Here is a 24681-nt window from a genome sequence, read left to right as displayed (position 1 = left end):
CGAACTTCATCGGGAGGCCGCTCCGAAGATGAGCGCGGCTTTTTTTAAGATGTCGCGCTCCATCCGCAGGCGTTCATTCTCCCGCCTGAGCCGGGCGTTCTCGGCAGCAAGGTCGGCCGGCGAGGGGCCGCCGCCTGCGGGATCGGGCGCCGCGCCGGCCCCCTCGCCTGGGGGGCGACGTCTCTCACCCACCGGCGCAGCACCGTTTCGTGCAGCCCCAGTTCCTGAGCCACCTGTGCGGTGGAAAGGCCGCTGGCCGTGACCCGTTCAACCGCCTCCCGCTTGAACGCCTCTGGAAACACCCGACGCCGTGCGCCCATCGAACACTCCTGTGAAGCTCGCCAAAGCTAGCATGGGTGTCCACCAAAACGGGGGACGATCAGTCCTGAGATGCGACGCCGCTGCCCCGACTGGAGCGCTCGCCCCACGACAAGTTCATCAGTACGATGGCGAGAACCACAACGACATACCCGACCACGAACGGATTGACTTTCACTTCCGGCCTCCACGAACTCGGACCAAATAGCCTGCGATTGGCGCGACTCCCATGCCTATTCCCGGCCGCCGTCCGGGCATTCCGGCTCACGTTCCGTCCTCCAGGCAGGGCGGTGCTGTTTCCGGCCATTGCCTCCGCCTTGACCATCGCCTTCTATGGCAGAAGCGGAGAACCTGGAGCGACGTTTCGTCTTGGGGCCGGGCATGTTGCCGCCTATTCCTTGAAGCGCATCCGCAGCACAGGGTCCGGGAAGAGGAGCACGGTCGCTATGCCCAACTCCTCCTGCATCCGTGGCGGTGCTGGCCACGCCATAGGCGCCATGCCTTCCGTTGCCATGAGGTCGGGGGCCTTGGCTTGCTCCCCGCCGTCATGCGTCGCCGAGCCGCCAGCCCCGACACCCCCCGGCAATCCGATCCATTCGCTTACGACCTCCGGCATGGCCCCGAAATCTTCAAATCGGTAGTACCCGGTCAGGACCACCCAATGCGGGATCGAGTGCCAGCCGGGCGGCGGCGGCGGATTGACGTTGAGGCAGTCCCGCCGGGACCATCCGTCGTCGGTCAGAGGGACCGCCGGAACGTCCTCGACGCGGCATCCATATGGGTGGAGCGGGAACGGAAGCGGGATGCGCTGGCGAGGAGAGAGGCAGGCGGAGTCGTGGCGTTCATTGTCGGCGGGTGCTCGCGTGGTGTCGGGAAGGTTCGGCACAGCTCAAGCCGGCCGCAGGGGAACCTTCGGTGCTTCGCGCCCATGCTGTCCAATGACAGTTTTGAATCGATCAGCGGCAATTGATTCACTTCTTTGATGAATCCCCCGACCGATCGCAAAGCGCGTGGGGAGGTGCGGGCGCGAAGGCGCCAATTCCATCAAGGTGCATGGGCTGCTACGATGGCCATCGCGAACCTTGTCTTGTCAGGCGAGGGCCGCCGTCTCTAAGCCAGCAAGTTGGAAGGGCCACGAGGGGTGCCGCTGCAACGGTCCTCGTGGCCCTTTTGCTTGTTGGTCAGCTCGTCTTCGCCTGTGCCGCCGCCCGCTCCTGATTTAGGGCGAAGAGGCGGGCCAGCACCTCGTCGTCGGGGAGGTCTGCCGGCCAGCCGTAGGCGGCGGCGACGGCTTCGTCGAGGGTCTTGTGGGCGTTGGCGAGCCACGTGGGGCGGGCGTTGTAGAGGTTGGTGAGGGTGCGCTTCTTCAGCTCCTTCTCCGCCTCCGGGCTCACGGGCAGGATGCGGTCGGGATAGCCCGTCACCACCTCCGGCTCCCGGCGCACGAGGTCGGCCGGATTGAGCCAGTTCTCCCGCAGTTCATTGAGCCGGGCCGCCGCCTTGGCGATGGCGATGGCGCGGGGGTCGTCCGCATACGCGGCGGCAGGGATGTTGGGCGTGAGGCCTTCAGGGAACGGGAAGGTCTCGAAGGTGGTGGTGGGCGTGTAGCGCGGCCGGTCTTCGAGCGAGGTGCCGAGGCGCAACGCCCACAACTCATGGAACCGCGAATGTAGAATGCCGAACGTAGTGTCGTCGTCGCGGGTTACGACAACAAGGTTTTTATCCGGGACAATTCGAGTTGAGAGAAAACAAAATAATCTATACTTTGATACCTCAGGGGTGACAATAACGCGATCAAGATTATACATCCTCGCTCTGAGGGCTGGCGCCCGCCGAGCTAATAGCCACCAACGCGCTCTTTCTCCAGAAGCCCGGCTGCTTTCCCGTTCTGGACGGACCACGGAAATAAATATTCGAAGGGCAGCTCATACAAACTTGCTTCGCTCTCGGAGCATTCCCCGAAATGCACAATCCACGTATCGGGCCATCGCCGTGCAACGTGGAGCCCATTGTACCAAGGCGCCAGAACGTCCGAATTGGTTCGCCCGTTTGGGTTGGAGGGAGCTGAGAGCCATATTCTCGCGAGCTCACCGGGGATGTCGAACGAACCCTTCTTCGAAATGCCATTTGAGGCACCGTTTCTATTGCTCAGAAGTGGTTGAGCCGTGGTAATGTCAGCTTGATCCGCCGTGAGATCAGAGTTTATCCTGAATACCGGCCGTCCGTTCAGGCGAGGACGCCCATGTACAATGTCGCCACCCCCAAAACATACTAGGGAGACACGCACAGCCGCTCCCTCAACAACCCACGGCTCGTCAGACCACGCGTTGAATATCAGCCCATGTTGCGCAATTTTGGTGAGTATTTCTCGATTCGCGCCGCCTCTGATTGAATTTGTTGCGACGAGCCCCACCCTTTCAGCGTATCCGTTGTGGATTTGGTTCCAAGCTTTCGCGAGCCAGTAGATCACCAAATCAGCGCCGCCGCGAACGCAATCCCGCCAAGCTCTGCGCAAGGCTGCAGTGTAATCCTCGCCTAGCTCGGCGATCATCTTCTTGTCGCCCAAAAACGGCGGATTGCCAATGATCGCGTCCGCCTCCGGCCACTCCGCCCTCGTCCCATCCGCGTTCAGCACCGCATCCCGGCACTCGATGGTCTCCAGCGGCTTCAGCACGGGGTTCTGGGCCGCCTCGAAGCCGTTCTTCAGCATCCACTGGATTTCGCCGATCCACACCGAGACCCGCGCCAGCTCCGCCGCATAGGGGTTGATCTCGATGCCGCGCACCACCTCCGGCCCGATGCTGGGGAAGCGGCGAGGCAGGCCGAGGGCTTCCGCCTCCACCTGGGCACGGTGCTCCAGGTCCTTCAGCGCCCGCAGCGCCAGGTACAGGAAGTTGCCGGAGCCGCATGCGGGGTCCAGCACCCGGAAGTCGGCGAGGCGCTTCAGATAGCGGTCCAGCACCGCCTGGGCCGAATTGAGCGCGGCGGTGGCCTGCCCCTTGGCTGTGGAGCCAGCCTTGCCGCGCTGGGTCTTCGCCGTGGCGTCGAGAGCCGCCGCCTTCTCCATGAGCGCGGCAATCTCCGCCTTCGCCTCCGCCCATTCGGCGGCAAGCGGCGCGATGATGACCGGCTCGATGATCATCATGATCTTGTCGCGGTCGGTGTAATGCGCTCCCAGCTGGCTGCGCTTGTCCGGGTCCAGTCCGCGCTCAAAGAGGGTGCCGAGGATGGACGGGTCGATATCGCCCCAATAGCGCTTGGACGCCTCATGCACGAGGCGGATTTCGGCCGGGGTGAGCGGAAAGACGCGATCGTTGTCGAATAGGCCACCGTTGAACCACGCCACCTTTTCAAACCCGATGCGGCCGCCCGTGCTCATCGCGCGGAACAGGTCGCGGGCGAAGGCCTCGAACTCCGCCGGCTCCTCCAACGCCCGCTCCAGCATGCGAGAGAACATGCCCTCCTTCAGCAGCTTCACGTCCTCGGCAAACATGCAGAAGACGAGGCGGTTGATGAAGTGTGCCACCTCCTCGGGTTCGTCGTATCGCGCCCGGAGCGAGCGGGCGAGTTCGGCGAACTTGCCGGCCACTTCCTCGGTGAGCTGCTGGCGGGTCTTGGTGGGCCGCAGCGCCTCCGGGTCCGCAAAAGCGGCCTTCAGCCACTGCCGCTTCTCTGCATCCTCCAACTCGGCGATGGGGATGTCGTAGGCCTTGGAGACCGTGTTGGTCCAGTTGGTGTGGATGCGGATGGTGGTGCCGATGTCCGACACGATGAGCAGCGGCGGATTGTCGAGGGCTACCGCATAGCGCTGGAGCTGGAGCAAGGCAGCGTCGAGATTTGCGCGGGTGCCCTTGTATTCCCAGCCGAAATGGCCGCGTTTGAACACGTCGGCAAAGCCGTGCCCGCCGCCGGTCTTGGTGGCGCCCACCTCGAAGCCGTAATCGAGGCCGCCGGCATCCACCTGGGCCGGCGTCTTCTCGCCGAGCAGCCGGCATAGATCGAGGAAATGCTCCTGCGCCGCCGCCCGCTCCTTCAGCTTCGAGTTCTGCCACTTGGTGATGAACTCGTGCGGCGTCATGGTGCAGACCGTCTCCCGGCTCGGCGTGTTGTCCCGTTCTAGCGCAATCTTGGATGGACGCTAGCGCCACCCGCCTTCGGCAACTGCACCGCCTCGACACAGGCCCGCTTCGCCTCGATCCGAGACGCCCCCGGATATCTCCCCATCGTCATTGGGAGCGGGCCGCTCTCCTTCGAGTGGCCCACCACCTCCGCCAAGGTCCAGGCTGTGAAGCCCGTGGCGCCCTTTTCCAGCGCTTCCACGGCCCGCCGCATGAACCACCTGCGGAACGAGTGGAAATCAATTCGGGCCTGTCGCCGGCCGGGGATACGGTCTTCAAGCTCCAGCTCTCGGAGCAGACGGGTGAACGCCTGAGAGGCGGGGGCTCCGCGGGGACGGGCGGCGTTCTGTTGGTCGGGGAGTTCGTGGAAGAGGTAGGCGTCCGCCTCCTTCCCCTCGCACCGTGAGGCCACCAAGGCGACAACGTCGGGATGGATGGGCACGTCTCGCGTTGCTGCCTCCGTCTTCCCCTGCCCCACCCGAATGGTCCCTTCCTTCAGGTTGCGCACCCGGAGCTCGGCCATCTCCCCGATGCGCATTCCTGACAGGGCTCCTAGTCGGCAGAGGTCGCCGAGAACGCCCTTGGCGGCGGAAAGGATTTTGGTGATCTCGTCGTTCGTGAAGGGGCGCTTGGCCTCCTCCCCCTCCTCCGTCTTCACCTTCTTCAGCTTCAGGCTCTGCCGCTCCCACGGGTTGCCAGCGGCAGCATGGCCCCGCTTCTCCATCCACTTCCAGAATGCGGACAGGCCCGTGATGAGCTTGTTCGCGGTGGCGGGGTCGGCGTTCTTCGCGATGAACACCTCAGAGATGAACCGCCCCGCCGTCTTCCTGTCGATGGCCTCGACCGTCTCCGGGATGGATGAAGTGCGGCACCATTCGAGGAGCACCCGCACAGCCTGTTTCCGTGATGTCTCGGTGCGCCCCGCATAGTTCGCCTCGGCGAGCCATGCCGGCTCCAGGGGCTGGATGGGCGTGGCCCGCCCCTTCGCCACCTTGACGAAGGCAATCGCGGCCTCGGTCCCGTGGCGCTTCTCGATCTCTTCCGCCCGCTCGGGGAGGAGAATGTCGTCGGCCACATCGTCGCCCTTGGCGATGGCCTCGCGCCATTCCATCGCCTCGACAATGACCGGGTCACCGCCTTTCGCCTTGGCCTCGGCGACCCGCTGGGCTTTGGCGAGCTGGTCCTTCAGTTCCGAAACGACGGACCACTTCAGCATGTTCGCCTTGGCGAGGCTGTCGGTGTGCAGCGGCACCTTCAGGTGAGCCTTGCCGATGACCTCCCGCAGTGCAGCAGGAACCTTCACCTTGACACGGTACTGGTTGCCGTGACGCTCAAGAAAACGCATATCGTGACGCATAAGGGACCCCACCGGGACCCCAAATTGGTACCCCACAGGCCGCCTCATAATCAAGGTGTATCAACGGTTCTGCGGCCTCTCGCCCCACCCGTGGAACCCTCCCCTAGGGCGCGCCAGCTTCGCACGGCCGGCGAACGCTATCCCCCAGGCGCGATCCCACGACCCAGCTTTGATCCTAAGCATCTCCTTCCGGTCGCATCTTCGCGCCTAGCGTTTCTGACATGACGCTAGGTGTCCCCTATTTGCGGTATGCGGATGATCCCGCGCGGGGTGACAGTCAAGACAGATCAGAGAGCCGCCGTTTGTTCAAAAAGGTCTTTTGGGCAAAAGCGGCCTGACGCTCTGCTCTATTTTGCAAGCAGCGCTCCGGATTCGCGCCCGAGACGGCAGCGAAGGATGGGATCCATGTTGTCCAAATCGATTCAGATCACGGCGACAGCGGCCTCGATACTTTTAGTCCTCCTCCTCGGGTGTCCCGGGGCTGATGCGCAGGGGAGCGAAAACTGCCGGAACACATCGGAAGGTCGCGTCTGCGAGATCACCCAGCCCCTCGTGAACGGCGACCCGCTCGATGAGGCGACCCGCAAGGCGCGGGGGCTCGTCATCGTCAACGGCGGATGCAGCGGCATTCTGCTGAACCGCTACTGGGTTCTCACCGCCCGCCACTGCATTACAAACGAGCCCGCCGGTGCGACCGCCAGCGTCGATATCGGCTCGCCGGCGTTTCCCGCCAATCAGGTCACGATCACGGCCGCCTGGGATCCGACGCTCAGTGCGCAGGCGTCCGACTATTATGAGTTCGCCGTCAACCGGAACCTGGCCGCCGGCGCCGTGCCCGGCCGCGACATCGTGATGGTCTATCTTGGCCTGGGCGATCTCGGCCCGGTGGCGGGAATACTGCCCTACATCGCCGAGCCGGAGGGCACGGCGCCGGACCGCTGGACGGGCGTGCGGCTTCAGACAACGGACCAAATCATCCAGAATGGCCAAGGCTTCGGCACATTTGCGAGCGGCGCCTTTCTCGCCAATGGGCAAGCGGACCCGCGCAATCCGCCGCAGCAGGCGACCGGCCTTGGAACATACCGCAGCGGCCAGTTCACCCCCTCCGACATCAGCACGACCGGATACACGCTGACCTTGAACTCGGCTGCTCAGGTCGGACAGGGCGGTGACAGCGGCGGCCCCACCCTGGTCGGGCGGCGCGACGGTCGCGGGCTTGCGGTGGCTGGCGTGCAGTCCACCTGCAGCGCGACGGGCCACGTGCCGCACGCACCACTCCCGGCGGGCGCGTCCAATCCGGGCTGGGAATGGGCGACGGGCATCTCCGGCTGCCAATACGTCTCGGTGGAGCCGCTGGTGCGCGAAATTGGCGAGGCCATGGCGCGCGCACCTGTCTGCAAGACAGACGCGGAATGCGCGACCACGACCCTGCCATTCATCCTCGACTACGTCCTCGCCGATTCCGCGCCGGCCGCCACCGCGAGCCTGACCACCATCACCCGCTATCTCACCAGCGACGAGTAATCCTGAACCAGGGAGAAACCGAGATGACGACCCATGCAAACGTCTGGGGCTGCGCAATCGTGCTCGCCTGCAGCTTCGGCCTCGGCCAGCCCGCAGGCGCTCAACAACTGACCGTGACGGCAGGAACTGTTCTCAATGTCTTCGCGGACCCGTCCGATTTCGTCGTGGAAATGGACAAAGCCGGCCGTTGCGGCTCGAAATATTTCCACATCCAACGCACCAAGGCCAATTTCAAGGAAGTGACGGCGGTGATGCTGACGGCCTTCACCGCGGGCAAGACCTTCACCGGTTTCATCGAAGGCTGCGCCGGTGACCGGAACATCCTCAGCCACGGCGAGGTCTCGCGCTGACCTCGGATCGGCAGATGCTTCAGGCCGGAGTGTCCCTCCGGCCTTCACTCACACCTTCACCCGAAACGGCGTGAAGTCCGTACCCACGTCATAGACATCCACCCCCTCCCGCCGTTTCATGAAGCCGACGATCTTGTAGGTGACGGGGGTGAGCACCGCTTCCCAGCCCACCTTGAGCAGGTAGTTGGAGACCATCACCGTCAGCACGAGGTGGGTGTCCCACACGCCGAGGAAGGCGAGCGGGTAGAAGATGAGGCTGTCCACGGCCTGCCCGACGATGGTGGAGCCGATGGTGCGGGTCCACAGCATCCGGCCGCCGGTGAGCACCTTCATCCAGGCCAGCACGAAGGCGTTGGCAAACTCGCCGCACCAGAAGGCGAGGATGGAGGCGAAGAAGATCCGGGGCGTCTGGCCGAACACGCTGGTGACGGCGTCCTGCCCCGTCCAGCCCGGCGCGGGCGGGATGGCGACGACGATGGCCGTCATCAGCGCCGCATAGACGGAGGCGGCGAAGCCCACCCACACGATGCGGCGGGCGCGGGCATAGCCGTAGACCTCGGTCAGTACGTCGCCGAGCACATAGGACAGGGGAAAGAACAGCACCGCCGAACCGAACACGAACGGGCCGATGAGCGGCAGCTCCACCACCGACACCTTGGCGGCGCCGACGAGGTTCGAGCAGATCAGGATGACCGCGAAGGCCACCATGCAATAATCGTAATAGCGCAGGCGCTTGCCTTCGAGGGCGCGCGCCTCCACCGGCGTGATGCCGGCGCGGGTCTCGACGCCATCGACGCCGAAGTGTGTGTTGTCGGAAAGCATGTGGGGCAGCCTCGATGCTGCACCGCATTAAACCGCAAAGCGCCGCGCAAGCCCAGCTCTCGCTCGAGAAGGCCCGCCGGGACGGCTCAGCGCGAGAAGGTCGCCACTAGCTCCACATGGGCCGAATAGCGGAACTGGTCCACTGGCACCACGCCCTCCAGCCGCATCCCGCCCGCGACGAGCAGCGCCGCATCCCGGGCGAAGGTGGCAGCGTTGCAGGAGACATAGACGAGGCGAGGGAGCCGCGAGGCCGCTAGTTCGCGCGCCTGCGCCTCCGCGCCCTGCCGCGGCGGATCGATGACCACGGCATCGAAGGCGGCAAGCTCGGCCGCCATCAGCGGGCGTCGGAACAGGTCACGCGCCTCGCCGTCCACGCCCTTCAGGCCCGGCGTGTGGCCGGCCTTGAGCAGAGCGGCGAGCGCACCCGCATGGCTTTCGGCGGCGAATACGCGCGCCGTCTCGGCAAGGCGCAGCGCGAAGGTACCGACCCCGGCGAACAGATCCGCCACCTTGCGGGCACCGACCATGCCCGCCGCGACATGATCCGCCAGCACGCGCTCGCCCTCGGCCGTCGCCTGGAGGAAGGCCGCCGGCGGCAGGTCCACCCGCGCCCGGCCCATGGCGAGGCGCGGCGGCTCGCGCTGGATGACGAGTTCGCCGTGCCGCGTCAGCCGCGCAAGGCGGAAGCGGTCGGCGATGACAGCGAGGTCCGTGAGGAGCGCGGGCGGCAGCGGGCCGGAGCCGCGCACATCCATGTCCAGCCCGGTATCGGTGGTGATGATCTGGAGATCGAGCGGCTTCTTGAGCGGTGCCAGCGCCTCGGCCACCGCGCGGGCGGCGGGCAGCGCCTGGTCGAGGCCCGGCGCCAGCACGGGGCAGGCGTCGATGGCGACCATGGCGTGGGACTTCCGCTCGGCAAAGCCGACCACGGTGCGCGCCCCATACTGGCGGGCGTGGAAGATCACCCGCCGCCGCCCAGCCCCATGGGCGTCGATGGTGGGGGCCACGTCCGCCTCGATCCCCTCGCGGGCGAGGGCATCCACCACCATCTGCCGCTTCCAGGCGAGATAGGGCGCGCGCTCCCAATGCTGGAGCAGGCAGCCGCCGCAGCGGCCGAAATGCGGACACGGAGGCTCCACCCGCTCGGGGCTGGGCTCGACGATGGCATCGAGGAGGATGCGCTCGCCCTCCGCCTCCCCGCGCACCAGCTCCCCGGCGAGGGTGAGGGGCGCGAACAGGGGGCCAGCGGAGCCTCGGACGATGCCATCGCCCTGCGCGCCCATGCGCTCGATGCGGAACTCGGTCACGATCGGATCGCCCCCACGAGATATTCCTGATTGCCGTCGCCGCCCGCGATGGGCGACGGGATGCGGCCGAGAAGGCGCCAGCCCAGCGCCGCGATCTCCTGCTCCACCCTGGCGCAGACCTCGTCCCGCACCGCCGCGTCGCGCACCACGCCCTTGCGGACGAAGGCCCGCCCCGCCTCGAACTGCGGCTTCACCAGCGCCACCAGCCGTGAGGTGGGCGCGGCAAGCGCGAGGGCGGCAGGCAATACCAGCGCGAGTGGAATGAAGCTGACGTCGATGACGACGAGGTCGAAGCCTTCAGGCACCAAAGCGGGATCGAAGGTGCGGATATCCGTTTCCTCGAACAGGCGGACGCGCGGATCGTCCCTCAGGCGGGCATGGAACTGGTCGCGCCCCACATCCACCGCATGCACCCGGCGCGCGCCGCGCCGCAGCAACACCTCGGTGAAGCCGCCGGTGGAGGAGCCGACATCCAGCGCCTCGGCCCCGGCGGGATCAATGGCGAAGGCGTCGAGGCCCGCCGCGAGCTTGAGCGCGCCGCGCGACACGTAGTCGTGGACGTCTTCCGCCTCGATGTGCGCACCGACGCCGACCTCCGCCGAAGCCTTGGCCACTACGACCCCGTCTACCTTCACCAGCCCGGCGGCCAGCGCCGCCTGGGCGCGGGCGCGGCTGTCGAACAGGCCGCGCTCCACCAGCAGGCGGTCGAGCCGCATGCGGCGGCCGGCGTCCTGTTCGCCGTCGCGCGCCATATGGGAATGGGGTTTCAACATTTTTTGCCGCAGGGCTCCCTGCCCGATGTCGCGGGCGGCCGGAGGCCGTGATATGCGATGGCTGCGGGGGAAGCAAACACCAGTCGACAGTTGTGATTCGGAGATCGGAGGTCCGTCCGCCGGTCGCCAAGCCTGTCGATCGTGCGGCGAGGGGCAAGGACCCGGTGGCGATGGGTGGATGGTTCTACGGCCGGTGCGCGATCCTGGCGATAGCCGCAGCGTGTGTGCTCGCGCCGGTCTCGGGCGAGGCTGCCCCCAAATCCACCGGCAAGACCGGCGGGAAATCCGATTCCAAAAAGGCTGAGGCCAAGGCGGACCCCCGGATCTGGCTGGTCGTCAAGGTCGATGAGACCTATGTGCTGCGCTTCGGCCTGCCCCGCACCGCCGACCCGGTGTTCGCCGTCTCCTGCCAGCCGGGCGCGCAGCTGATCCAGTTCACCGCGGAAGTGGCCTCTGGCAAGGTGAAGGCGGGCGACGGCGTCGCCCTCTCCCTCGCCGCCGGCAAGCGGCATCTGGAGCTGGCGGCCTCCGCCTTCCGGGGTTCAGCCGAAGGCAAGGTGGTGGTGGAGGCGGCGGTCGCGTTGGACGGCCGCGTTCTCGACCTCTTCTCGGACGCGGACAATCTCGTCGTGCGCCTGCCCGGTGCCACCGAGACCTATCCGCTCGCCGGAGCCAAGCCCAAGCTGCCGGACTTCCGCCGCGCCTGCCTCACCGCCATGCCCGCGCCTGCCGAGCGCAGGTAACTTTACGGCAGGCTGGCATCTTTCCCTTTTGGATCGAGCCGGTATGATCCGCCGCCGCAAAAGGGACCCTGACATGCTTCGTTCCGTGCTCGCCGCCGCCGCTCTGGTTGCCATCTCGGCCCCCGCCATCGCCGCTCCCGCGCAGGAGAAGCCGGCGGAGAAGATGATCTGGCACATCCAGGACAGCGAGGACACCGCCGCTCTGGTTTACGGCGTGCCCGACAGCGACAAGGCTGCGATCTTCTTCCTCTGCCAGAAGGACGGGTCTGCGATCACCGTCCAGTCCATGATCGGCTCGAAGGATCTGACGCGCGGCGCCCAGACCGCCATCGTGCTGAGCGCGGGCAGCGTGAAGAAGAGCTTCCCCGGCAAGGCGGTGGCCATGGAGGAAGGCGACGCGGTGAATGTGGAGGCGCCGACCCAGATGGCGGATGTCAAGGCGCTCACCAAGGCCTCAGGCACCCTCACCATCGAAGTGAAGGGCGCCAAGCAGGCCATCCCGCTCTCCGGCATCGGCCCGGCCGTCACCAAGTTCGAGACCGCCTGCAAGCCCAAGAGCTGAGAAGCCCTCAAGGAGCTGGCGGCCTGAAGCCGCCGGCTCAGGCCGCCCCGGCGAGGCCCCCGGCCTTCTCGATGAAGGCCGCCACCACCTCCACGCCCACGCCATTGCGGATGGAGGAGAAGACATAGGGCCGGCCCGCCCGCATCCGGATGGTGTCCGCTTCCATCACCTTGAGATCGGCTCCGACCATGGGCGCGAGGTCGGTCTTGTTGACCACCAGCAGGTCCGACCGCGTGATGCCCGGCCCGCCCTTGCGCGGGATCTTCTCTCCCCCCGCCACGTCGATGACGTAGATGGTGATGTCCGCCAGCTCGGGCGAGAAGGTCGCGGCGAGATTGTCGCCACCGGATTCGATCAGCACCAGATCGAGGTTGGGGAAGCGGGCGTTCATGTCCGCCACGGCACGCAGGTTGATGGAGGCGTCCTCACGGATCGCCGTGTGCGGGCAGCCGCCGGTCTCTACGCCAAGGATGCGCTCGGGCGGCAGCGCTCCGGCCACGGTCAGGAGGCGCGCATCTTCCTTGGTGTAGATGTCGTTGGTGATGGCGCAGAGGTCGTAGCGCTCGCGGAAGGCCTTGCACAGCGCCTCCATCAGCGCCGTCTTGCCCGAGCCGACGGGGCCGCCGACACCGACGCGCAGGGGATTCTTGCCGGAACTCATGAGCGGAACAGCCTCGTATATTGGGTTTCGTGGCGAAAGCTGCCGAGATCGGCGCGGAAGGTGGCCGTGCCGAGATCATCCAGCGTGAGAGCGGGAATGTCCGCCGCAAGCGCCCGCACGGCCGGTGCAAGGCCGGCGACGACACGGGTGCCCGCCGTCTGCCCCACCGGGGCGAGGCGGATGCCCGACGACACCAGCGCCTGCACCAGCGCCAGAAGAAAGCCTTCGAGCGTCGGCCCGAGCGGAATGCCATGCGCCCCCGCCGCCAGCCCCACCGCGACCGGATAGGCGACCTCGCCGGAGAGGGCGCCCGCCGCCGTCTCGAGCGCAGGGGACGGCCACGCCGCGCGAACCGCATCGAGGAAGGACCGGCCCTGCTGGCAGGTTTCCAGCCTGAGTTCGGCGGATGGTGCGAGGCAGACGGCGAGTGCGTTCACCTCGCCGAGCGCTGCCCCGTCTCCCGCCGTGGCCGCCCGCCAGGCGTGGGCCAGGAGGATGCCGTCTGAACGGCCGAATCCGAGGCGCATCAGGTCCGACACCTGCGCCGCAAGACTCGCCTCGTCCTTCACCTCGCCGGCCTCCACCGCCCATTCCAGGGCATGGGAATAGGCATAGGCCCCCACCGGAAACGACGGCGAGAGCCACGCGAAGAGGGGCAGCAGGTCGGGCTGGTCAGCCATGCTTGTGGTCGTGCCCGCAGCCCGGGCCGTGGACATGACCTTCGGCGGCATGGTCATGGCCGTGCTCGTGGCCGTGCTCGTGCTTATGGTCGTGATGGGCATGGTCATGATGGGAATGATCATGGTGCGCATGATCGTGTCCGCACCCGCAAGCGTCGCCGTGAGCGTGGTCATGGTCATGATGCTCGTGACCGTGGTGCTCATGGCCGTGCTCATGTCCATGATGCTCGTGACCATGGTGTTCATGTCCATGGTGCTCGTGCCCGTGAGGCTCGTGCGCGTGGCCGTGCCCGCCATGGGCTTCCGCCGCCTCGTAGGCGCCCTTCTCCGGGCGGAACGGGCGCGTCACCTTGGCGACGCCGGCGCCCAGGCCACGCACCATCTCGGTCAGCACATGGTCGTCCACGAAATAGACGGCGGTTTCGGTGATCTCCGCCGGCACATGCCGGTTCCCGAGGTGCCAAGCCACCTTCATCAGACGCAGCGGATTGGCGGTGGTGACCTCCACCAGATCCTCGGCGGCCGCCTTGATACGGACGAGGCGCCCGTCCTCCAGCTTCACCGCGTCGCCGTCGTCCAGAACCGTCGCCTTGTCGAGGTCGAGCAGGAAGGAGAGGCCGCCGTCCGCCGTGAAGGCGAAGCGGCGGCGGTGGCGCGCGTGGTGATCGAGGGTGATCTCGTCCGCCACCCTTTCCGGGCGGACGGCGGGACGGCGGACGACGGTGGTGGCGCGGATCATCGGGTTACTCCGGTACAGCCACCCGAGCGCCCTGCCCCACCGCCTTCGCGGGTTCCGGCTGCGCTCAGGTGGCGCTGTCCTGCCGATTCTGGTTGGTCTCGAACAGGAACCACAGGCGCTTCTCGGCCTCGTCCACATATTCTTCCAGCAGGCTGGCGGTGGCAATGTCCTCCGCCTCGTCGCAGATCTCGTGGGCCTCGCGCATGGTCTTGATGGCCGCCTTGTTGTCGGCGATCAGCTCCGCGAACATGGCCTCGGGCGAAACGTAGGGCTCGTTGTTCTCCTTAAGGCCGGTGAGCTTCAGGATCTCGCCGTAGGAATGCACCGTCCGGCAGCCGATCTTGCGCACGCGCTCGGCCAGCGGGTCGATGGTGGCCTCGATGGTCGCGGCCTGCTCGTCCAGCAGCAGGTGGTAGTCGCGGAAATGCTTGCCGCTGACGTGCCAGTGGAAGTTCTTGGTCTTGAGGTACAGCACGAAGCTGTCGGCCAGAACGCGATTGATGGCATCCGCCACCTTCTGTGCCTTGGCGCTGTCGAGATCGGTGGGGGTCGCGAGGGCGGCGGTCTTCGCCGGCTTCTTGGTCAATGAACGAACGACGGCCATGGGTGTGGCTCCTCAAACGAAGCGGGTTGCAACACCCGCTGCAACGAGGAGCCACGGCGAAGGTTCCGCCGCGCCGTGGCGATATTCGCTCAGAACAGGAAGTAACGCTGCGCCATGGGCAGGACTTCGGCCGGCTCGCACACCAGCAGTTCGCCGTCCGCGCGCACGTCGTAGGTCTCGGGATCGACCTCGATGTGGGGCGTGGCGTCGTTGTTGATCATGCTCTTCTTGGAGATGCCGGAGCGGGTATTCTCCACCGCCACCAGCTCCTTGGCGATGCCCAGGCGCCCGGCAAGGCCATCCTCGATGGCCACCTTCGAGACGAAGGTGAGCGAGGTGTGGGTCCGCGCCCGCCCAAAGGCGCCGAACATGGGGCGGTAGTGCACCGGCTGGGGCGTGGGGATGGAGGCGTTGGGATCGCCCATCTGCGCCATGGCAATGGCGCCGCCCTTGATGACGAGATCGGGCTTCACGCCGAAGAAGGCCGGCGTCCACAGCACGAGGTCGGCCAGCTTGCCCGCTTCAACCGACCCGATGTGCCGCGACATGCCGTGGGCGATGGCCGGGTTGATGGTGTATTTCGCGATGTAGCGGCGGGCGCGGATATTGTCGCTGTCGGTCTCGCCGGGCAGCGAACCGCGCTGGCGCTTCATCTTGTCCGCGGTCTGCCACGTGCGGATGATGACCTCGCCCACCCGGCCCATGGCCTGGCTATCCGAGCTCATCATGGAGAGCGCGCCGATGTCGTGGAGGATATCCTCGGCGGCGATGGTCTCCTTGCGGATGCGGCTTTCCGCGAAGGCCAGATCCTCCGCGATGTCGGGGTCGAGGTGGTGGCACACCATGAGCATGTCGAGATGCTCGTCGATGGTGTTTCGGGTGTAAGGCCGCGTCGGGTTGGTGGAGGAGGGCAGCACGTTCGGCAGGCCCGCCACCTTGATGATATCAGGCGCATGCCCCCCGCCCGCCCCTTCCGTGTGGAAGGCATGGATGGTGCGGCCCTTGAAGGCGGCGATGGTGTCCTCGACGAAGCCCGACTCGTTCAGCGTGTCGGAATGGATCATCACCTGAACGTCCAGCGCGTCCGCCACGGTGAGGCAGCAGTCGATGGCGGCCGGCGTGGTGCCCCAGTCCTCGTGCAGCTTGAGCGCCGCAGCGCCGGCCAGCACCATCTCCTCCAGCGCGCCGGGCAGCGAGGCGTTGCCCTTGCCGGCGAAGGCGAGGTTCATGGGGAAGGCGTCGGCTGCCTCGATCATGCGGGCGATGTGCCACGGGCCGGGCGTGCAGGTGGTGGCGAAGGTGCCGGTGGCCGGCCCCGTGCCGCCGCCGAGCATGGTGGTGACGCCGGAGGCCAGCGCCTCCTCGATCTGCTGCGGGCAGATGAAATGGATGTGGCTGTCGAACCCGCCGGCGGTGAGGATCTTGCCCTCCCCCGCGATGATCTCGGTGCCGGGGCCGATGATGATGTCCACGCCCGCCTGCACGTCCGGGTTGCCGGCCTTGCCGATGCGGGCGATGCGCCCGTTCTTCAGGCCCACGTCCGCCTTCACCACCCCCCAGTGGTCGAGAATGACGGCATTGGTGATGACCGTGTCCATCGCCCCGTCGGCATTCGTGACCTGAGACTGGCCCATACCGTCACGGATCACCTTGCCGCCGCCGAACTTCACCTCCTCGCCGTAGACGGTGAAATCCTTCTCGATCTCGATCACCAGCGAGGTATCGGCGAGCCGCACCCGGTCGCCCGTGGTGGGGCCGAACATGTGGGCATAGGCGGCGCGGGGCATGCGGCCGGTGGTCATGGTCTCGCTCCTGAAATCTCGCGCATGCGGGCCGGGGATTACTTGCTGGCGCCGTCGTATTCGATGGGGTGAAGGCTCTTCACATCCACGCCGTCGAGGCAGCGCGCGTTCACCGCCACCGTCTCGGTGCCATCCGGCGCCGTGCCGCGGGCGAAGGATTCGATGCCGCAGGAGGTGCAGAACAGGTGATGGATCTTGCCGGTGTTGAAGAGATATTCGGTGGTCTTCCCCTCCCCCGACGTGAGGGTGAAGGCGCTTGCCGGGGCGAAGGCAAGGATGCCGCCGACGCGCCGGCAGCGGGAACAGTTGCAGGTCACCGTGCGATCGAGATCGACATCCACTTCATAGTGGACAGCGCCGCACTGGCATCCGCCGGAATAGTGCTGAACCGCCATGTCACAGTCCTCCCTGAACCGCCGCGCGGAAGCCGTAGACCTCGCGCTTGCCGCCGAACGGCACCAGCGTCACGTCCCGCGTCGCGCCGGGCTCGAAGCGCACGGCGGTGCCGGGGGCGATGTCGAGGCGCATGCCGCGCGCCTTGTCCCGGTCGAAGTCCAGCGCCGGGTTGGTCTCGAAGAAGTGGTAGTGGCTGCCCACCTGGATCGGCCGGTCGCCGGTATTGGCGACGGTGAGGTGAACCCGCTCGGCGCCCTCGTTGAAATGAATGTCGCCTTCCTGCGGCAGCAATTCGCCGGGGACCGTCTCGGAGGGGGTGCCGCGGATGGGGTGGTGGACCGTGACGAGCTTGGTGCCGTCCGGAAAGGTCGCCTCCACCTGGATGTCGTGGATCATCTCGGCGATGCCTTCCATCACCTGATCCGAGGTGAGCACCTTGGCGCCGGCCTCCATCAGCTCGGCGACGGTGCGCCCGTCGCGCGCGCCCTCCACCACGAAGTCGGTGATGAGCGCGACCGCCTCCGGGTGATTCAGCTTCACGCCGCGGGCGAGGCGCTTGCGCGCCACCTCGGCGGCCATGGCGACCAGGAGCTTGTCCTTCTCGCGCGGCGTCAGCAGCACGGCATCTCTCCTCGAACGAGCATCAGGTGGCCCACACGCGGGGGAGCGGGGCCTTTCGGAAAGCCATCAGAAACGAGGTTGCGGCGCGGCGCAACGTCCCGATGTCGGGAGCGAGCCAGCGCACGGCGAGAATGCCGTTCCAGGCGCTGGCCCCGGCCTCGCAGGGCACGTTCTCCACGAGGACGCGCGCTTCCTCCAGCCGTGCCTCGGCGTCGGGCGCGATGTAGAGGAGCGTCGCCAGCGCCCGCGCGCCACCCGCGACGGCCGGCCGCTCCAGCAGCGCGCCGATGGGGCCGGACAAGCGGAAGGCATCGGCATACACCAGCGCGCCGCCGCGTCGGATGCGCCAATGATCCTCAAGATGCCCCTCCCCCATCACGTCGCCATGGGCAAGGCGGCCCAGCATGAGCCCCTCGAAGGAGAGGAAGGTGGCGTCGGGCGCGAGGTCCACCGCGTAGCGGCGCTTCAGCCGGGCGCGGTCGAACAGGATGGTTTCCTGTGGCAACCATTCCAGCCGTGCGCCCTGCTGCGCTGCCAGCGACACGGAAATCTCCGCCAAAGAGCCATCGGAGCGATAGACCTTCTCCGCGGCCGGGGTTGCCACCGTGAGGTGCGCGCACTGCCCGGCCGAGGCTTCGATCGTGAAGCGGTCGCCGCAGCAGACCCCGCCGGCAGTGTTGACGATGACGGCTTCCAGCCCCGGCCCGCCGCGCGGTACCCGCACGCGCATGGCGCCGCCTTCCGCAAGGTCGGCGACGCGCGTTACCGCGCCGAACCGCGCACCGGCGATGCGGACCCGGCCTTCGCTGCGCTGGCGCTGGGGCGGGAGGGGAGCCGACGTGGCGTCAGATCGCCATGAGGCGGCGAACATCGTCGCCATCCAGCCCACTCCTGTCACCGCTTGCCACCACCTCGCCCCGGTCCATCAGGATGAAGCTGTCGGCGAGGTCGCGGGCGAACTCGAAATACTGCTCCACCAGCACGATGGCCATGTCGCCCTTGTCCCTGAGATAGGAGATGGCGCGGCCGATGTCCTTGATGATGGAGGGCTGGATGCCCTCCGTCGGCTCGTCCAGCACCAGCAGGCGCGGGCGGGTGACGAGGGCCCGGCCGATGGCGAGCTGCTGCTGCTGCCCGCCGGAGAGATCGCCGCCGCGACGGCGCAGCATGGATTTCAGCACCGGGAAGAGGTCGAACACCTCCTGCGGCACGAACTTCTCCTTGCTGGACAGGCGGGCGTATCCCGTCTCCAGATTTTCCTTCACCGAGAGCAGTGGGAACACCTCCCGCCCCTGCGGCACGAAGCCGATGCCCATCGCCGCGCGGTCGGGCGTGGAGAGCTTCGAAATCTCCTTGCCGTCCAGCGTGATGGAGCCGCCGGCGATGGGCCGCTGGCCGACGATGGCGCGCAGCAGCGAGGTCTTGCCCACGCCGTTGCGGCCGAGCACGCACGTCACCTTGCCCGCCTCGGCGGAGACCGACACCTTCTTCAGGGTGTGGGCGGCGCCGTAATAGAGGTCGAGGTTTTCCACCTTCAGCATGGCCTCACCTCCCCAGATAGACTTCGATGACGCGCTCGTCGGCACTCACCTGGTCGAGCGGCCCCTCGGCCAGCACCGAGCCCTCGTGCAGCACCGTGACCTTCACGTCGAGGTCGCGCACGAACTGCATGTCGTGCTCCACCACCACCACCGAGCGGGTCTTGGCGATTTCCTTCAGCAGCACCGCGGTGTCCGCCGTCTCCTGGTCGGTCATGCCGGCGGCGGGCTCGTCCACCAGCAGCAGGCGCGGCTCCTGCGCCAGCAGCATGCCGATCTCCAGCCACTGCTTCTGTCCGTGGGAAAGGTCGCCGGCCCGGCGATGACGGCTGTCCTTCAGGCGCACGCGCTCCAGCAGTTCCTCCACCCGCTCGCGCTCGTGGCGGCTCGGGTTCCACTCCATATTGGAGAAGGGGCGACGGTCGGCCTTCACCGCGAGGAGGATGTTGTCCTCCACCGAATGCATGTCGAACACAGTCGGCGTCTGGAACTTGCGGCCGATGCCGAGCTGGGCGATGGCGGCCTCGTCCAGGCTGGTGAGATCGTTGGTGCCGGCGAACAGGGCGACGCCCTGGTTGGGGCGGGTCTTGCCGGTAATCACATCCATCATCGTCGTCTTGCCGGCGCCGTTGGGGCCGATGATGGCCCGCATCTCCGCCTCGCCAATGACGAGGGAGAGCGCGTTCAGGGCGCGGAAGCCGTCGAAGGAGACGGTGATGTTGTCGAGATAGAGCAGCGCCGAGGTCAGGGCCATCCGGTCCGGGGCGGGCTGCTCCTCCTTCAGGAAGCCGAGTTCGGCCTCCAGCGAGAGCGCGCCCTGCGACTTGACGGCATAGGGATCGGCAGAGGGAGTCAGCATGCTCATGGGGCTCACTCCGCCGGGGTCGCGCTGGGGGTGGGGTCCGAGGACGGCCGGCGGGCCTTCCACTTCTCGGAGAGGCTCGCCGCGAGGCCGAGCACGCCCTTGGGCAGGAACAGCGTCACCAGCACGAACAGGGCGCCGAGGGCGAACAGCCAGGCCTCCGGCAGCACGCCGGTGAACCAGGTCTTGCCCGCATTCACGATGAGTGCGCCGAGGGCTGCACCGACCAGCGTGCCGCGGCCGCCCACCGCCACCCAGATCACCATCTCGATGGACTGGGCAGGGGCGAACTCGGACGGGTTGATGATGCCCACCTGCGGCACGTAGAGCGCCCCGGCGACACCCGCCAGCATGGCCGAGAGCACCCAGGCCACCAGCTTGTAGTTCTCCACCCGGTAGCCGAGGAACCTTGTGCGGCTCTCCGCATCACGCACCGCCACCAGCACCTTGCCGTACTTGGAGGTGACGAGCGCCCGGCAGAGCAGATAGCCCGCCGCCAGCGCCACGGCGGAGAGGAAGAACAGCGTCAGGCGCGTCGAGGGCGCAGAGATGGGGAAGCCGAGGATATCCTTGAAATCGGTGAGGCCGTTGTTTCCGCCGAAGCCCATGTCGTTGCGGAAGAATGCGAGCATCAGCGCGAAGGTCATCGCCTGCGTGATGATGGAGAGGTAGACGCCGGTAACGCGCGAGCGGAAGGCGAACCAGCCGAACACGAAGGCCAGCGTCCCCGGCACCACAAGCACCATCAGCATGGCGAACGGGAAGATGTTGAAGCCTTCCCAGAACCAGGGCAGTTCCTTGTAGTTCAGGAATACCATGAAATCGGGCAGCACCGGATTGCCGTAGACGCCGCGCGATCCGATCTGGCGCATCAGATACATGCCCATGGCGTACCCGCCGAGGGCGAAGAAGGCGCCGTGGCCGAGCGAGAGCACGCCGCAATAGCCCCACACCAGATCCACCGCCACGGCGAGCAGCGCGTAGCACAGATACTTGCCGAGCAGCGGGATCATGTAGTCCGGCACGTGCAGGGGATTGCCGGCGGGGAGCAGCAGGTTGGAGGCGGGGATAAGCACGCCCGCCGCCAGCACCACGATGAGGAAGATGCCGCCGGTGCGGTCGATGATGCGGGTGCGGTTCATGATTCCACCGCCCGGCCCTTGAGCGCGAACAGACCGCGCGGGCGCTTCTGGATGAACAGGATGATGAAGACGAGCAGCAGGATCTTGCCCAGCACCGCGCCGGCGAACGGCTCCAGCAGCTTGTTGGCGACGCCCAGCGTGAAGGCACCCACCAGAGTGCCCCAGAGGTTCCCGACGCCCCCGAACACCACCACCATGAAGCTGTCGATGATGTAGCCCTGCCCGAGGTTGGGGCTCACATTATCGATCTGCGAGAGCGCAACGCCCGCGATGCCGGCGATGCCCGAGCCGAGGCCGAAGGTCAGCGCATCGATGCGGCCGGTGCGGATGCCCATGGCGGCGGCCATGCGCCGGTTCTGCGTCACTGCCCGAACGTAAAGGCCGAGCGGCGTTCGCCGCAGCACCAGCAGCAGGGTGAAGAACACGATCAGCGCGAAGCAGATGATCCAGAGCCGGTTGTAGGTGATGGACAATTGCCCGATCTGGAACGCGCCGGACATCCACGAAGGCGCGCCCACCTCCTGGTTGGTCGGGCCGAACACGGACCGCACCGCCTGCTGCAGGATGAGCGAGACACCCCAGGTGGCGAGCAGGGTTTCAAGCGGCCGGCCATAGAGGAAGCGGATCACCGTGCGCTCGATCAGGATGCCCACCAGAGCGGTGAACAGGAAGGCCAGCGGCAGGGCGATGGTGAGCGACCAGTCGAACAGATAGGGCGCCTTCTGGCGGATCAGCTCCTGCACCACGAAGGTGGTGTAAGCGCCGAGCATTACCATCTCGCCATGGGCCATGTTGATGACACCCATGACGCCGAAGGTGATGGCGAGGCCGATGGCCGCCAGCAGCAGCACCGAGCCGAGCGAGAGGCCGTACCAGACATTCTGCACCACGGCCCAGAACTTGAGGCTTTCCTCGGCCTTGGTGATGCCGGCCTCGGCGGCTGCCTTGAGGGCCGGAGACGAATTCGCCGGCAGGCTGCGCAGCAGGCTGATGGAGTCCTGATCGCCACGCGCCGCGATAAGCTGGATGGCGGCGCGGCGATCCGGCTCCGGCGCGTCGGCCTTGCCGATGAGGATGGCGGCGCGGGCCTGCGCCAGCGCGGCCTTCACCGCCGGCACGGTTTCCTTGGCGATGGCCGCCTCGACCGTGGGCAGCGCCGCAGCATCGCGGGACTTGAACACGGCGGCGGCGGCATCGAGCCGTTTCGCCGGATCAGCATTGAGCAGCGTGAGCGCCCCGGCCGCGGCATCGAGCGCGCGGCGGACGCGGTTGTTGGCCCGCACCGGCGAGAGAGTGGCCGGCGCGCTGCCGACGATGGCGCCCGAGGCCGGATCGACCATGCCGCTGGGGGTGCGGATGAAGACGGCCTTGCTCGCCGGATCATAAAGCAGGTTGCCGGCGGCCAGCGCCTCGACCACGGCGGCCGCCTGCGGGCTGCCCGAGGTGGCGAGCGCGGCGATCGCATCAGAGGTGTCGGAATAGCTGTCGTTGCCGAACTTGGCGATGATGCCGGAAATGTCCGGCTGGCTCTGCGCGCGGGCGGGGATCGAAGCCACAAGCCCGGCCAGCAGCACGGCAAGAAGGGAAAGAAGCAGGGTCCGCAGCGTGCTGGGCGAGGTTTTCGCCTGCGGTACGGAAGGGGGCAGCCGCATCATTCAGGTCATCCGCTCCGGCACGGCCGGACAAGCCGGCGGCCCTTATCGGGAGTGCAGCAGGGCTCCCCCTCCCCTTGCGGGGAGAGGGAGAGGCGCCCCGAGGGACGGTACGAGAGGTCGAGATGAAAACCGTGAAGAGCCTTGGGAAGGCCGCGGGGATCGATGATCCCCGCGCAATGGCAGCCGCTTACTTCGCTGCGGCGCCCAGGCACTTGTTCGTGGTGGTGTCGTAGTTGCCGCAATTGTACTTGACCCAGTCGGCGACGAGGTTCTTCGAGCCGTCCAGATACTTGGACCAGGCTTCGCCGGGGATCAGGTCCTTGGTCTTCCACACCACGTCGAACTGGCCGTTGTCCTTGATCTCGCCGATGAAGACCGGCTTGGTGATGTGGTGGTTCGGCAGCATCTCGGAGGTACCGCCCGTGAGGTTGGCCTGCTTGATGCCGGGCAGCGCCGCGATCACCTTGTCCGGATCGGTCGTGCCGGCCTTCTCCACCGCCTTCACCCACATGTTGAAGCCGATGTAGTGGGCTTCCATCGGGTCGTTGGTGACGCGCTTCGGGTTCTTGGTGAAGGCGTGCCACTTCTCGATGAACGCCTTGTTCTCGGGCGTGTCGATGGACATGAAGTAGTTCCAGGCCGCGAGGTGGCCGAGGAGCGGCTTGGTGTCGATGCCGGCGAGCTCTTCCTCGCCCACCGAGAAGGCCACGACCGGGATGTCGGTCGCCTTGATGCCCTGGTTGGCCAGTTCCTTGTAGAAGGGCACGTTGGCGTCACCATTGATGGTGGACACCACGGCGGTCTTCTTGCCCGCAGAGCCGAACTTCTTGATGTCGGAGACGATGGTCTGCCAGTCGGAATGTCCGAACGGCGTGTAGTTGATCATGATGTCCTCGGCCTTCACGCCGCGGGACTTCAGATAGGCTTCGAGGATCTTGTTGGTGGTGCGGGGATAGACATAGTCGGTGCCCGCGAGCACCCAGCGCTCCACCTTCTCCTCGTTGGCGAGGTAGTCCACCGCCGGGATGGCCTGCTGGTTCGGCGCGGCGCCGGTGTAGAACACGTTGCGCTCGCTCTCCTCACCCTCGTACTGGACGGGGTAGAAGAGGATGTTGTTCAGCTCCTTGAACACCGGGAGCACGGACTTGCGTGACACCGAGGTCCAGCAGCCGAACACGGCCGCGACCTTGTCCTTGGTGATCAGCTCACGGGCCTTCTCGGCAAACAGCGGCCAGTTGGAAGCCGGGTCCACCACCACGGCCTCGAGCTTCTTGCCGAGGAGGCCGCCCTTCTTGTTCTGCTCTTCGATGAGCATGAGCATCACGTCCTTCAGCGTGGTCTCGCTGATGGCCATGGTGCCCGACAGTGAATGCAGGATGCCGACCTTGATGGTGTCCTCGGCCCGTGCCGCGCCCACACCCATCGTGCCCGCGACGACGGCGGCAGCGGCAAGCGCTCCGAATCCCCTCCTGGTCGTCCGTCCCAGCAAACCGAGCATGCGCTCTCTCCCCTATTCCGACGGCCCGAGCGGGCCGACCAGTGGAGAGTGAGCAAGGCGCGTGCCAAGGCAGGCGGCGCCAGACAGGCAGGCGCCACGCAATACCTCGCTCCAGTCCAGCCTCCGCCCACGAGAGCGCGGCTGAAGTGAATGCCTATCGATTGGGCAGGAGAGCGAATTGCAAATGGCTAAATTTGCATCAGAAACGGCGCGCGATGCATGCAAGGGCTCGAAAGGGTAATTTCGTACTTCAGCAGGCGCCCCCGCGCCCGGCCGCAACAAGACTCCCTTCGGAAACTATTTGCGCAGCGATTAATCAGCGGGCGCCCGGCGTAGCGCACGCCCTTCCCGACCCTGCGCTGCATCCTGGAAACGCCGGGCGCAACAATCGCCACGCCCAGCTCCAGCCTCAGAGGAAGTTGAAGAGGTACAGGAGGACGATAACCGAGATCGGAACACCCATGATCCAAAGTAGAATTCCGCGCATGTCCTTGGCTCCACACGTTTTCAAGGCGTCGCGATGAGAACGTGGCAAGGCGAACTCCGGTTCCGCGCGGCATGCTCTTGACTTGTCAGGCGCGCTCAGACTTCCGTGGCCGAGTAAGCGAA

The 24681-nt window shown here is 66.5% G+C and carries 23 protein-coding genes and 1 pseudogene; 4 read left to right on the top strand and 20 right to left on the bottom strand.

Annotated elements, in window-relative coordinates; genetic code table 11:
- The 4 genes and pseudogenes from EJ105_RS07715 to EJ105_RS07700 all read right to left on the bottom strand — a co-directional run.
- Positions 1 to 320 (bottom strand): annotated as a pseudogene (locus tag EJ105_RS07715) (transposase); the annotation flags it as partial.
- A gap of 1179 nt (positions 321 to 1499) precedes the next feature.
- On the bottom strand, positions 1500 to 2126 hold the full coding sequence (locus EJ105_RS07710; protein ID WP_347881305.1) for a type IIL restriction-modification enzyme MmeI: 627 nt from the start codon (positions 2124 to 2126) through the stop codon (positions 1500 to 1502).
- A gap of 29 nt (positions 2127 to 2155) precedes the next feature.
- Complete coding sequence (locus tag EJ105_RS07705) at positions 2156 to 4396, bottom strand: class I SAM-dependent DNA methyltransferase (RefSeq protein WP_250165838.1); 2241 nt, start codon at positions 4394 to 4396, stop codon at positions 2156 to 2158.
- 38 nt (positions 4397 to 4434) lie between these two features.
- Positions 4435 to 5781 (bottom strand): site-specific integrase, encoded by a 1347-nt coding sequence (locus tag EJ105_RS07700; protein ID WP_250165837.1) that lies wholly within the window; start codon positions 5779 to 5781, stop codon positions 4435 to 4437.
- Positions 5782 to 6198: 417 nt separating this feature from the next.
- Here EJ105_RS07700 and EJ105_RS07695 point away from each other — a divergent pair, with 417 nt between their 5' ends.
- Positions 6199 to 7317 carry a trypsin-like serine protease gene (locus tag EJ105_RS07695; protein WP_250165836.1) on the top strand — a complete coding sequence of 373 codons (1119 nt, stop codon included), beginning with the start codon at positions 6199 to 6201 and terminating at the stop codon, positions 7315 to 7317.
- Between the two features lie 23 nt (positions 7318 to 7340).
- Entirely contained in the window at positions 7341 to 7667 is a 327-nt protein-coding gene (locus tag EJ105_RS07690) for a hypothetical protein (RefSeq protein ID WP_250165835.1), read from the top strand.
- Between the two features lie 48 nt (positions 7668 to 7715).
- Here EJ105_RS07690 and EJ105_RS07685 read toward each other — a convergent pair whose 3' ends face one another.
- The 3 genes from EJ105_RS07685 to EJ105_RS07675 form a co-directional block, all read right to left on the bottom strand.
- Positions 7716 to 8489 carry a queuosine precursor transporter gene (locus tag EJ105_RS07685; RefSeq protein WP_250165834.1) on the bottom strand — a complete coding sequence of 258 codons (774 nt, stop codon included), beginning with the start codon at positions 8487 to 8489 and terminating at the stop codon, positions 7716 to 7718.
- An 86-nt stretch (positions 8490 to 8575) separates the two neighbouring features.
- Positions 8576 to 9799, bottom strand: a complete 1224-nt coding sequence (locus tag EJ105_RS07680; protein ID WP_394041701.1) for a class I SAM-dependent RNA methyltransferase — start codon at positions 9797 to 9799, stop codon at positions 8576 to 8578.
- Positions 9793 to 10569 carry a TlyA family RNA methyltransferase gene (locus EJ105_RS07675; RefSeq protein WP_250165833.1) on the bottom strand — a complete coding sequence of 259 codons (777 nt, stop codon included), beginning with the start codon at positions 10567 to 10569 and terminating at the stop codon, positions 9793 to 9795. The genes EJ105_RS07680 and EJ105_RS07675 overlap by 7 nt, the downstream gene beginning before the upstream one ends.
- 170 nt (positions 10570 to 10739) lie before the next feature.
- Here EJ105_RS07675 and EJ105_RS07670 point away from each other — a divergent pair, with 170 nt between their 5' ends.
- Positions 10740 to 11312: a hypothetical protein gene (locus EJ105_RS07670; RefSeq protein WP_250165832.1), complete on the top strand. Its 573-nt coding sequence runs from the start codon at positions 10740 to 10742 to the stop codon at positions 11310 to 11312.
- 73 nt (positions 11313 to 11385) lie between these two features.
- Positions 11386 to 11874, top strand: a complete 489-nt coding sequence (locus tag EJ105_RS07665; RefSeq protein ID WP_038193536.1) for a hypothetical protein — start codon at positions 11386 to 11388, stop codon at positions 11872 to 11874.
- 37 nt (positions 11875 to 11911) lie between these two features.
- Here EJ105_RS07665 and ureG read toward each other — a convergent pair whose 3' ends face one another.
- The 13 genes from ureG to urtA form a co-directional block, all read right to left on the bottom strand.
- The gene (gene ureG, locus EJ105_RS07660) at positions 11912 to 12535 is read right to left on the bottom strand and encodes an urease accessory protein UreG (RefSeq protein WP_250165831.1); all 624 of its coding nucleotides are present in this window, start codon (positions 12533 to 12535) and stop codon (positions 11912 to 11914) included.
- The gene (locus EJ105_RS07655) at positions 12532 to 13215 is read right to left on the bottom strand and encodes an urease accessory protein UreF (RefSeq protein ID WP_250165830.1); all 684 of its coding nucleotides are present in this window, start codon (positions 13213 to 13215) and stop codon (positions 12532 to 12534) included. Before EJ105_RS07655 ends, ureG begins: the two co-directional genes overlap by 4 nt.
- Entirely contained in the window at positions 13208 to 13954 is a 747-nt protein-coding gene (locus EJ105_RS07650) for an urease accessory protein UreE (RefSeq protein WP_250165829.1), read from the bottom strand. The genes EJ105_RS07655 and EJ105_RS07650 overlap by 8 nt, the downstream gene beginning before the upstream one ends.
- Before the next feature lie 64 nt (positions 13955 to 14018).
- Entirely contained in the window at positions 14019 to 14558 is a 540-nt protein-coding gene (locus EJ105_RS07645; protein WP_374251755.1) for a Dps family protein, read from the bottom strand.
- A gap of 89 nt (positions 14559 to 14647) precedes the next feature.
- A complete protein-coding gene (ureC, locus tag EJ105_RS07640; protein WP_250165828.1) occupies positions 14648 to 16360 on the bottom strand; it encodes an urease subunit alpha in 1713 nt (570 codons plus the stop codon).
- A gap of 38 nt (positions 16361 to 16398) precedes the next feature.
- Positions 16399 to 16755, bottom strand: coding sequence for a GFA family protein (locus EJ105_RS07635; RefSeq protein WP_250165827.1), 357 nt, complete (start codon positions 16753 to 16755; stop codon positions 16399 to 16401).
- 1 nt (position 16756) lies between these two features.
- Positions 16757 to 17377: an urease subunit gamma gene (locus tag EJ105_RS07630; protein ID WP_081837726.1), complete on the bottom strand. Its 621-nt coding sequence runs from the start codon at positions 17375 to 17377 to the stop codon at positions 16757 to 16759.
- A gap of 22 nt (positions 17378 to 17399) precedes the next feature.
- The gene (locus EJ105_RS07625) at positions 17400 to 18257 is read right to left on the bottom strand and encodes an urease accessory protein UreD (RefSeq protein WP_347881304.1); all 858 of its coding nucleotides are present in this window, start codon (positions 18255 to 18257) and stop codon (positions 17400 to 17402) included.
- Complete coding sequence (urtE, locus tag EJ105_RS07620) at positions 18223 to 18918, bottom strand: urea ABC transporter ATP-binding subunit UrtE (protein WP_250165826.1); 696 nt, start codon at positions 18916 to 18918, stop codon at positions 18223 to 18225. Before urtE ends, EJ105_RS07625 begins: the two co-directional genes overlap by 35 nt.
- Before the next feature lie 4 nt (positions 18919 to 18922).
- Complete coding sequence (urtD, locus tag EJ105_RS07615; protein WP_024278964.1) at positions 18923 to 19669, bottom strand: urea ABC transporter ATP-binding protein UrtD; 747 nt, start codon at positions 19667 to 19669, stop codon at positions 18923 to 18925.
- Between the two features lie 116 nt (positions 19670 to 19785).
- Positions 19786 to 20919 carry an urea ABC transporter permease subunit UrtC gene (gene urtC, locus EJ105_RS07610; protein ID WP_250165825.1) on the bottom strand — a complete coding sequence of 378 codons (1134 nt, stop codon included), beginning with the start codon at positions 20917 to 20919 and terminating at the stop codon, positions 19786 to 19788.
- Complete coding sequence (gene urtB, locus EJ105_RS07605; RefSeq protein ID WP_250165824.1) at positions 20916 to 22574, bottom strand: urea ABC transporter permease subunit UrtB; 1659 nt, start codon at positions 22572 to 22574, stop codon at positions 20916 to 20918. Before urtB ends, urtC begins: the two co-directional genes overlap by 4 nt.
- Before the next feature lie 187 nt (positions 22575 to 22761).
- Positions 22762 to 23997, bottom strand: a complete 1236-nt coding sequence (urtA, locus tag EJ105_RS07600) for an urea ABC transporter substrate-binding protein (protein ID WP_374251838.1) — start codon at positions 23995 to 23997, stop codon at positions 22762 to 22764.
- Positions 23998 to 24681: the final 684 nt, after the last annotated feature.

The organism is Xanthobacter aminoxidans (assembly GCF_023571765.1).
Classification (GTDB): Bacteria; Pseudomonadota; Alphaproteobacteria; order Rhizobiales; family Xanthobacteraceae; genus Xanthobacter; species Xanthobacter aminoxidans.
This window is presented reverse-complemented; position numbering and strand designations above follow the sequence as displayed.

Bases quoted from the DNA above. Each gene is read 5' to 3' on its own strand.
- EJ105_RS07710 (WP_347881305.1), bottom strand. From the start codon at position 2,126: ATGTATAATCTTGATCGCGTTATTGTCACCCCTGAGGTATCAAAGTAT.
- EJ105_RS07705 (WP_250165838.1), bottom strand. From the start codon at position 4,396: ATGACGCCGCACGAGTTCATCACCAAGTGGCAGAACTCGAAGCTGAAG.
- EJ105_RS07700 (WP_250165837.1), bottom strand. From the start codon at position 5,781: ATGCGTTTTCTTGAGCGTCACGGCAACCAGTACCGTGTCAAGGTGAAG.
- EJ105_RS07695 (WP_250165836.1), top strand. From the start codon at position 6,199: ATGTTGTCCAAATCGATTCAGATCACGGCGACAGCGGCCTCGATACTT.
- EJ105_RS07690 (WP_250165835.1), top strand. From the start codon at position 7,341: ATGACGACCCATGCAAACGTCTGGGGCTGCGCAATCGTGCTCGCCTGC.
- EJ105_RS07685 (WP_250165834.1), bottom strand. From the start codon at position 8,489: ATGCTTTCCGACAACACACACTTCGGCGTCGATGGCGTCGAGACCCGC.
- EJ105_RS07675 (WP_250165833.1), bottom strand. From the start codon at position 10,569: ATGTTGAAACCCCATTCCCATATGGCGCGCGACGGCGAACAGGACGCC.
- EJ105_RS07670 (WP_250165832.1), top strand. From the start codon at position 10,740: ATGGGTGGATGGTTCTACGGCCGGTGCGCGATCCTGGCGATAGCCGCA.
- EJ105_RS07665 (WP_038193536.1), top strand. From the start codon at position 11,386: ATGCTTCGTTCCGTGCTCGCCGCCGCCGCTCTGGTTGCCATCTCGGCC.
- ureG (WP_250165831.1), bottom strand. From the start codon at position 12,535: ATGAGTTCCGGCAAGAATCCCCTGCGCGTCGGTGTCGGCGGCCCCGTC.
- EJ105_RS07655 (WP_250165830.1), bottom strand. From the start codon at position 13,215: ATGGCTGACCAGCCCGACCTGCTGCCCCTCTTCGCGTGGCTCTCGCCG.
- EJ105_RS07650 (WP_250165829.1), bottom strand. From the start codon at position 13,954: ATGATCCGCGCCACCACCGTCGTCCGCCGTCCCGCCGTCCGCCCGGAA.
- EJ105_RS07645 (WP_374251755.1), bottom strand. From the start codon at position 14,558: ATGGCCGTCGTTCGTTCATTGACCAAGAAGCCGGCGAAGACCGCCGCC.
- ureC (WP_250165828.1), bottom strand. From the start codon at position 16,360: ATGACCACCGGCCGCATGCCCCGCGCCGCCTATGCCCACATGTTCGGC.
- EJ105_RS07635 (WP_250165827.1), bottom strand. From the start codon at position 16,755: ATGGCGGTTCAGCACTATTCCGGCGGATGCCAGTGCGGCGCTGTCCAC.
- EJ105_RS07625 (WP_347881304.1), bottom strand. From the start codon at position 18,257: ATGGCGACGATGTTCGCCGCCTCATGGCGATCTGACGCCACGTCGGCT.
- urtE (WP_250165826.1), bottom strand. From the start codon at position 18,918: ATGCTGAAGGTGGAAAACCTCGACCTCTATTACGGCGCCGCCCACACC.
- urtD (WP_024278964.1), bottom strand. From the start codon at position 19,669: ATGGCCCTGACCTCGGCGCTGCTCTATCTCGACAACATCACCGTCTCC.
- urtC (WP_250165825.1), bottom strand. From the start codon at position 20,919: ATGAACCGCACCCGCATCATCGACCGCACCGGCGGCATCTTCCTCATC.
- urtB (WP_250165824.1), bottom strand. From the start codon at position 22,574: ATGATGCGGCTGCCCCCTTCCGTACCGCAGGCGAAAACCTCGCCCAGC.
- urtA (WP_374251838.1), bottom strand. From the start codon at position 23,997: ATGGGTGTGGGCGCGGCACGGGCCGAGGACACCATCAAGGTCGGCATC.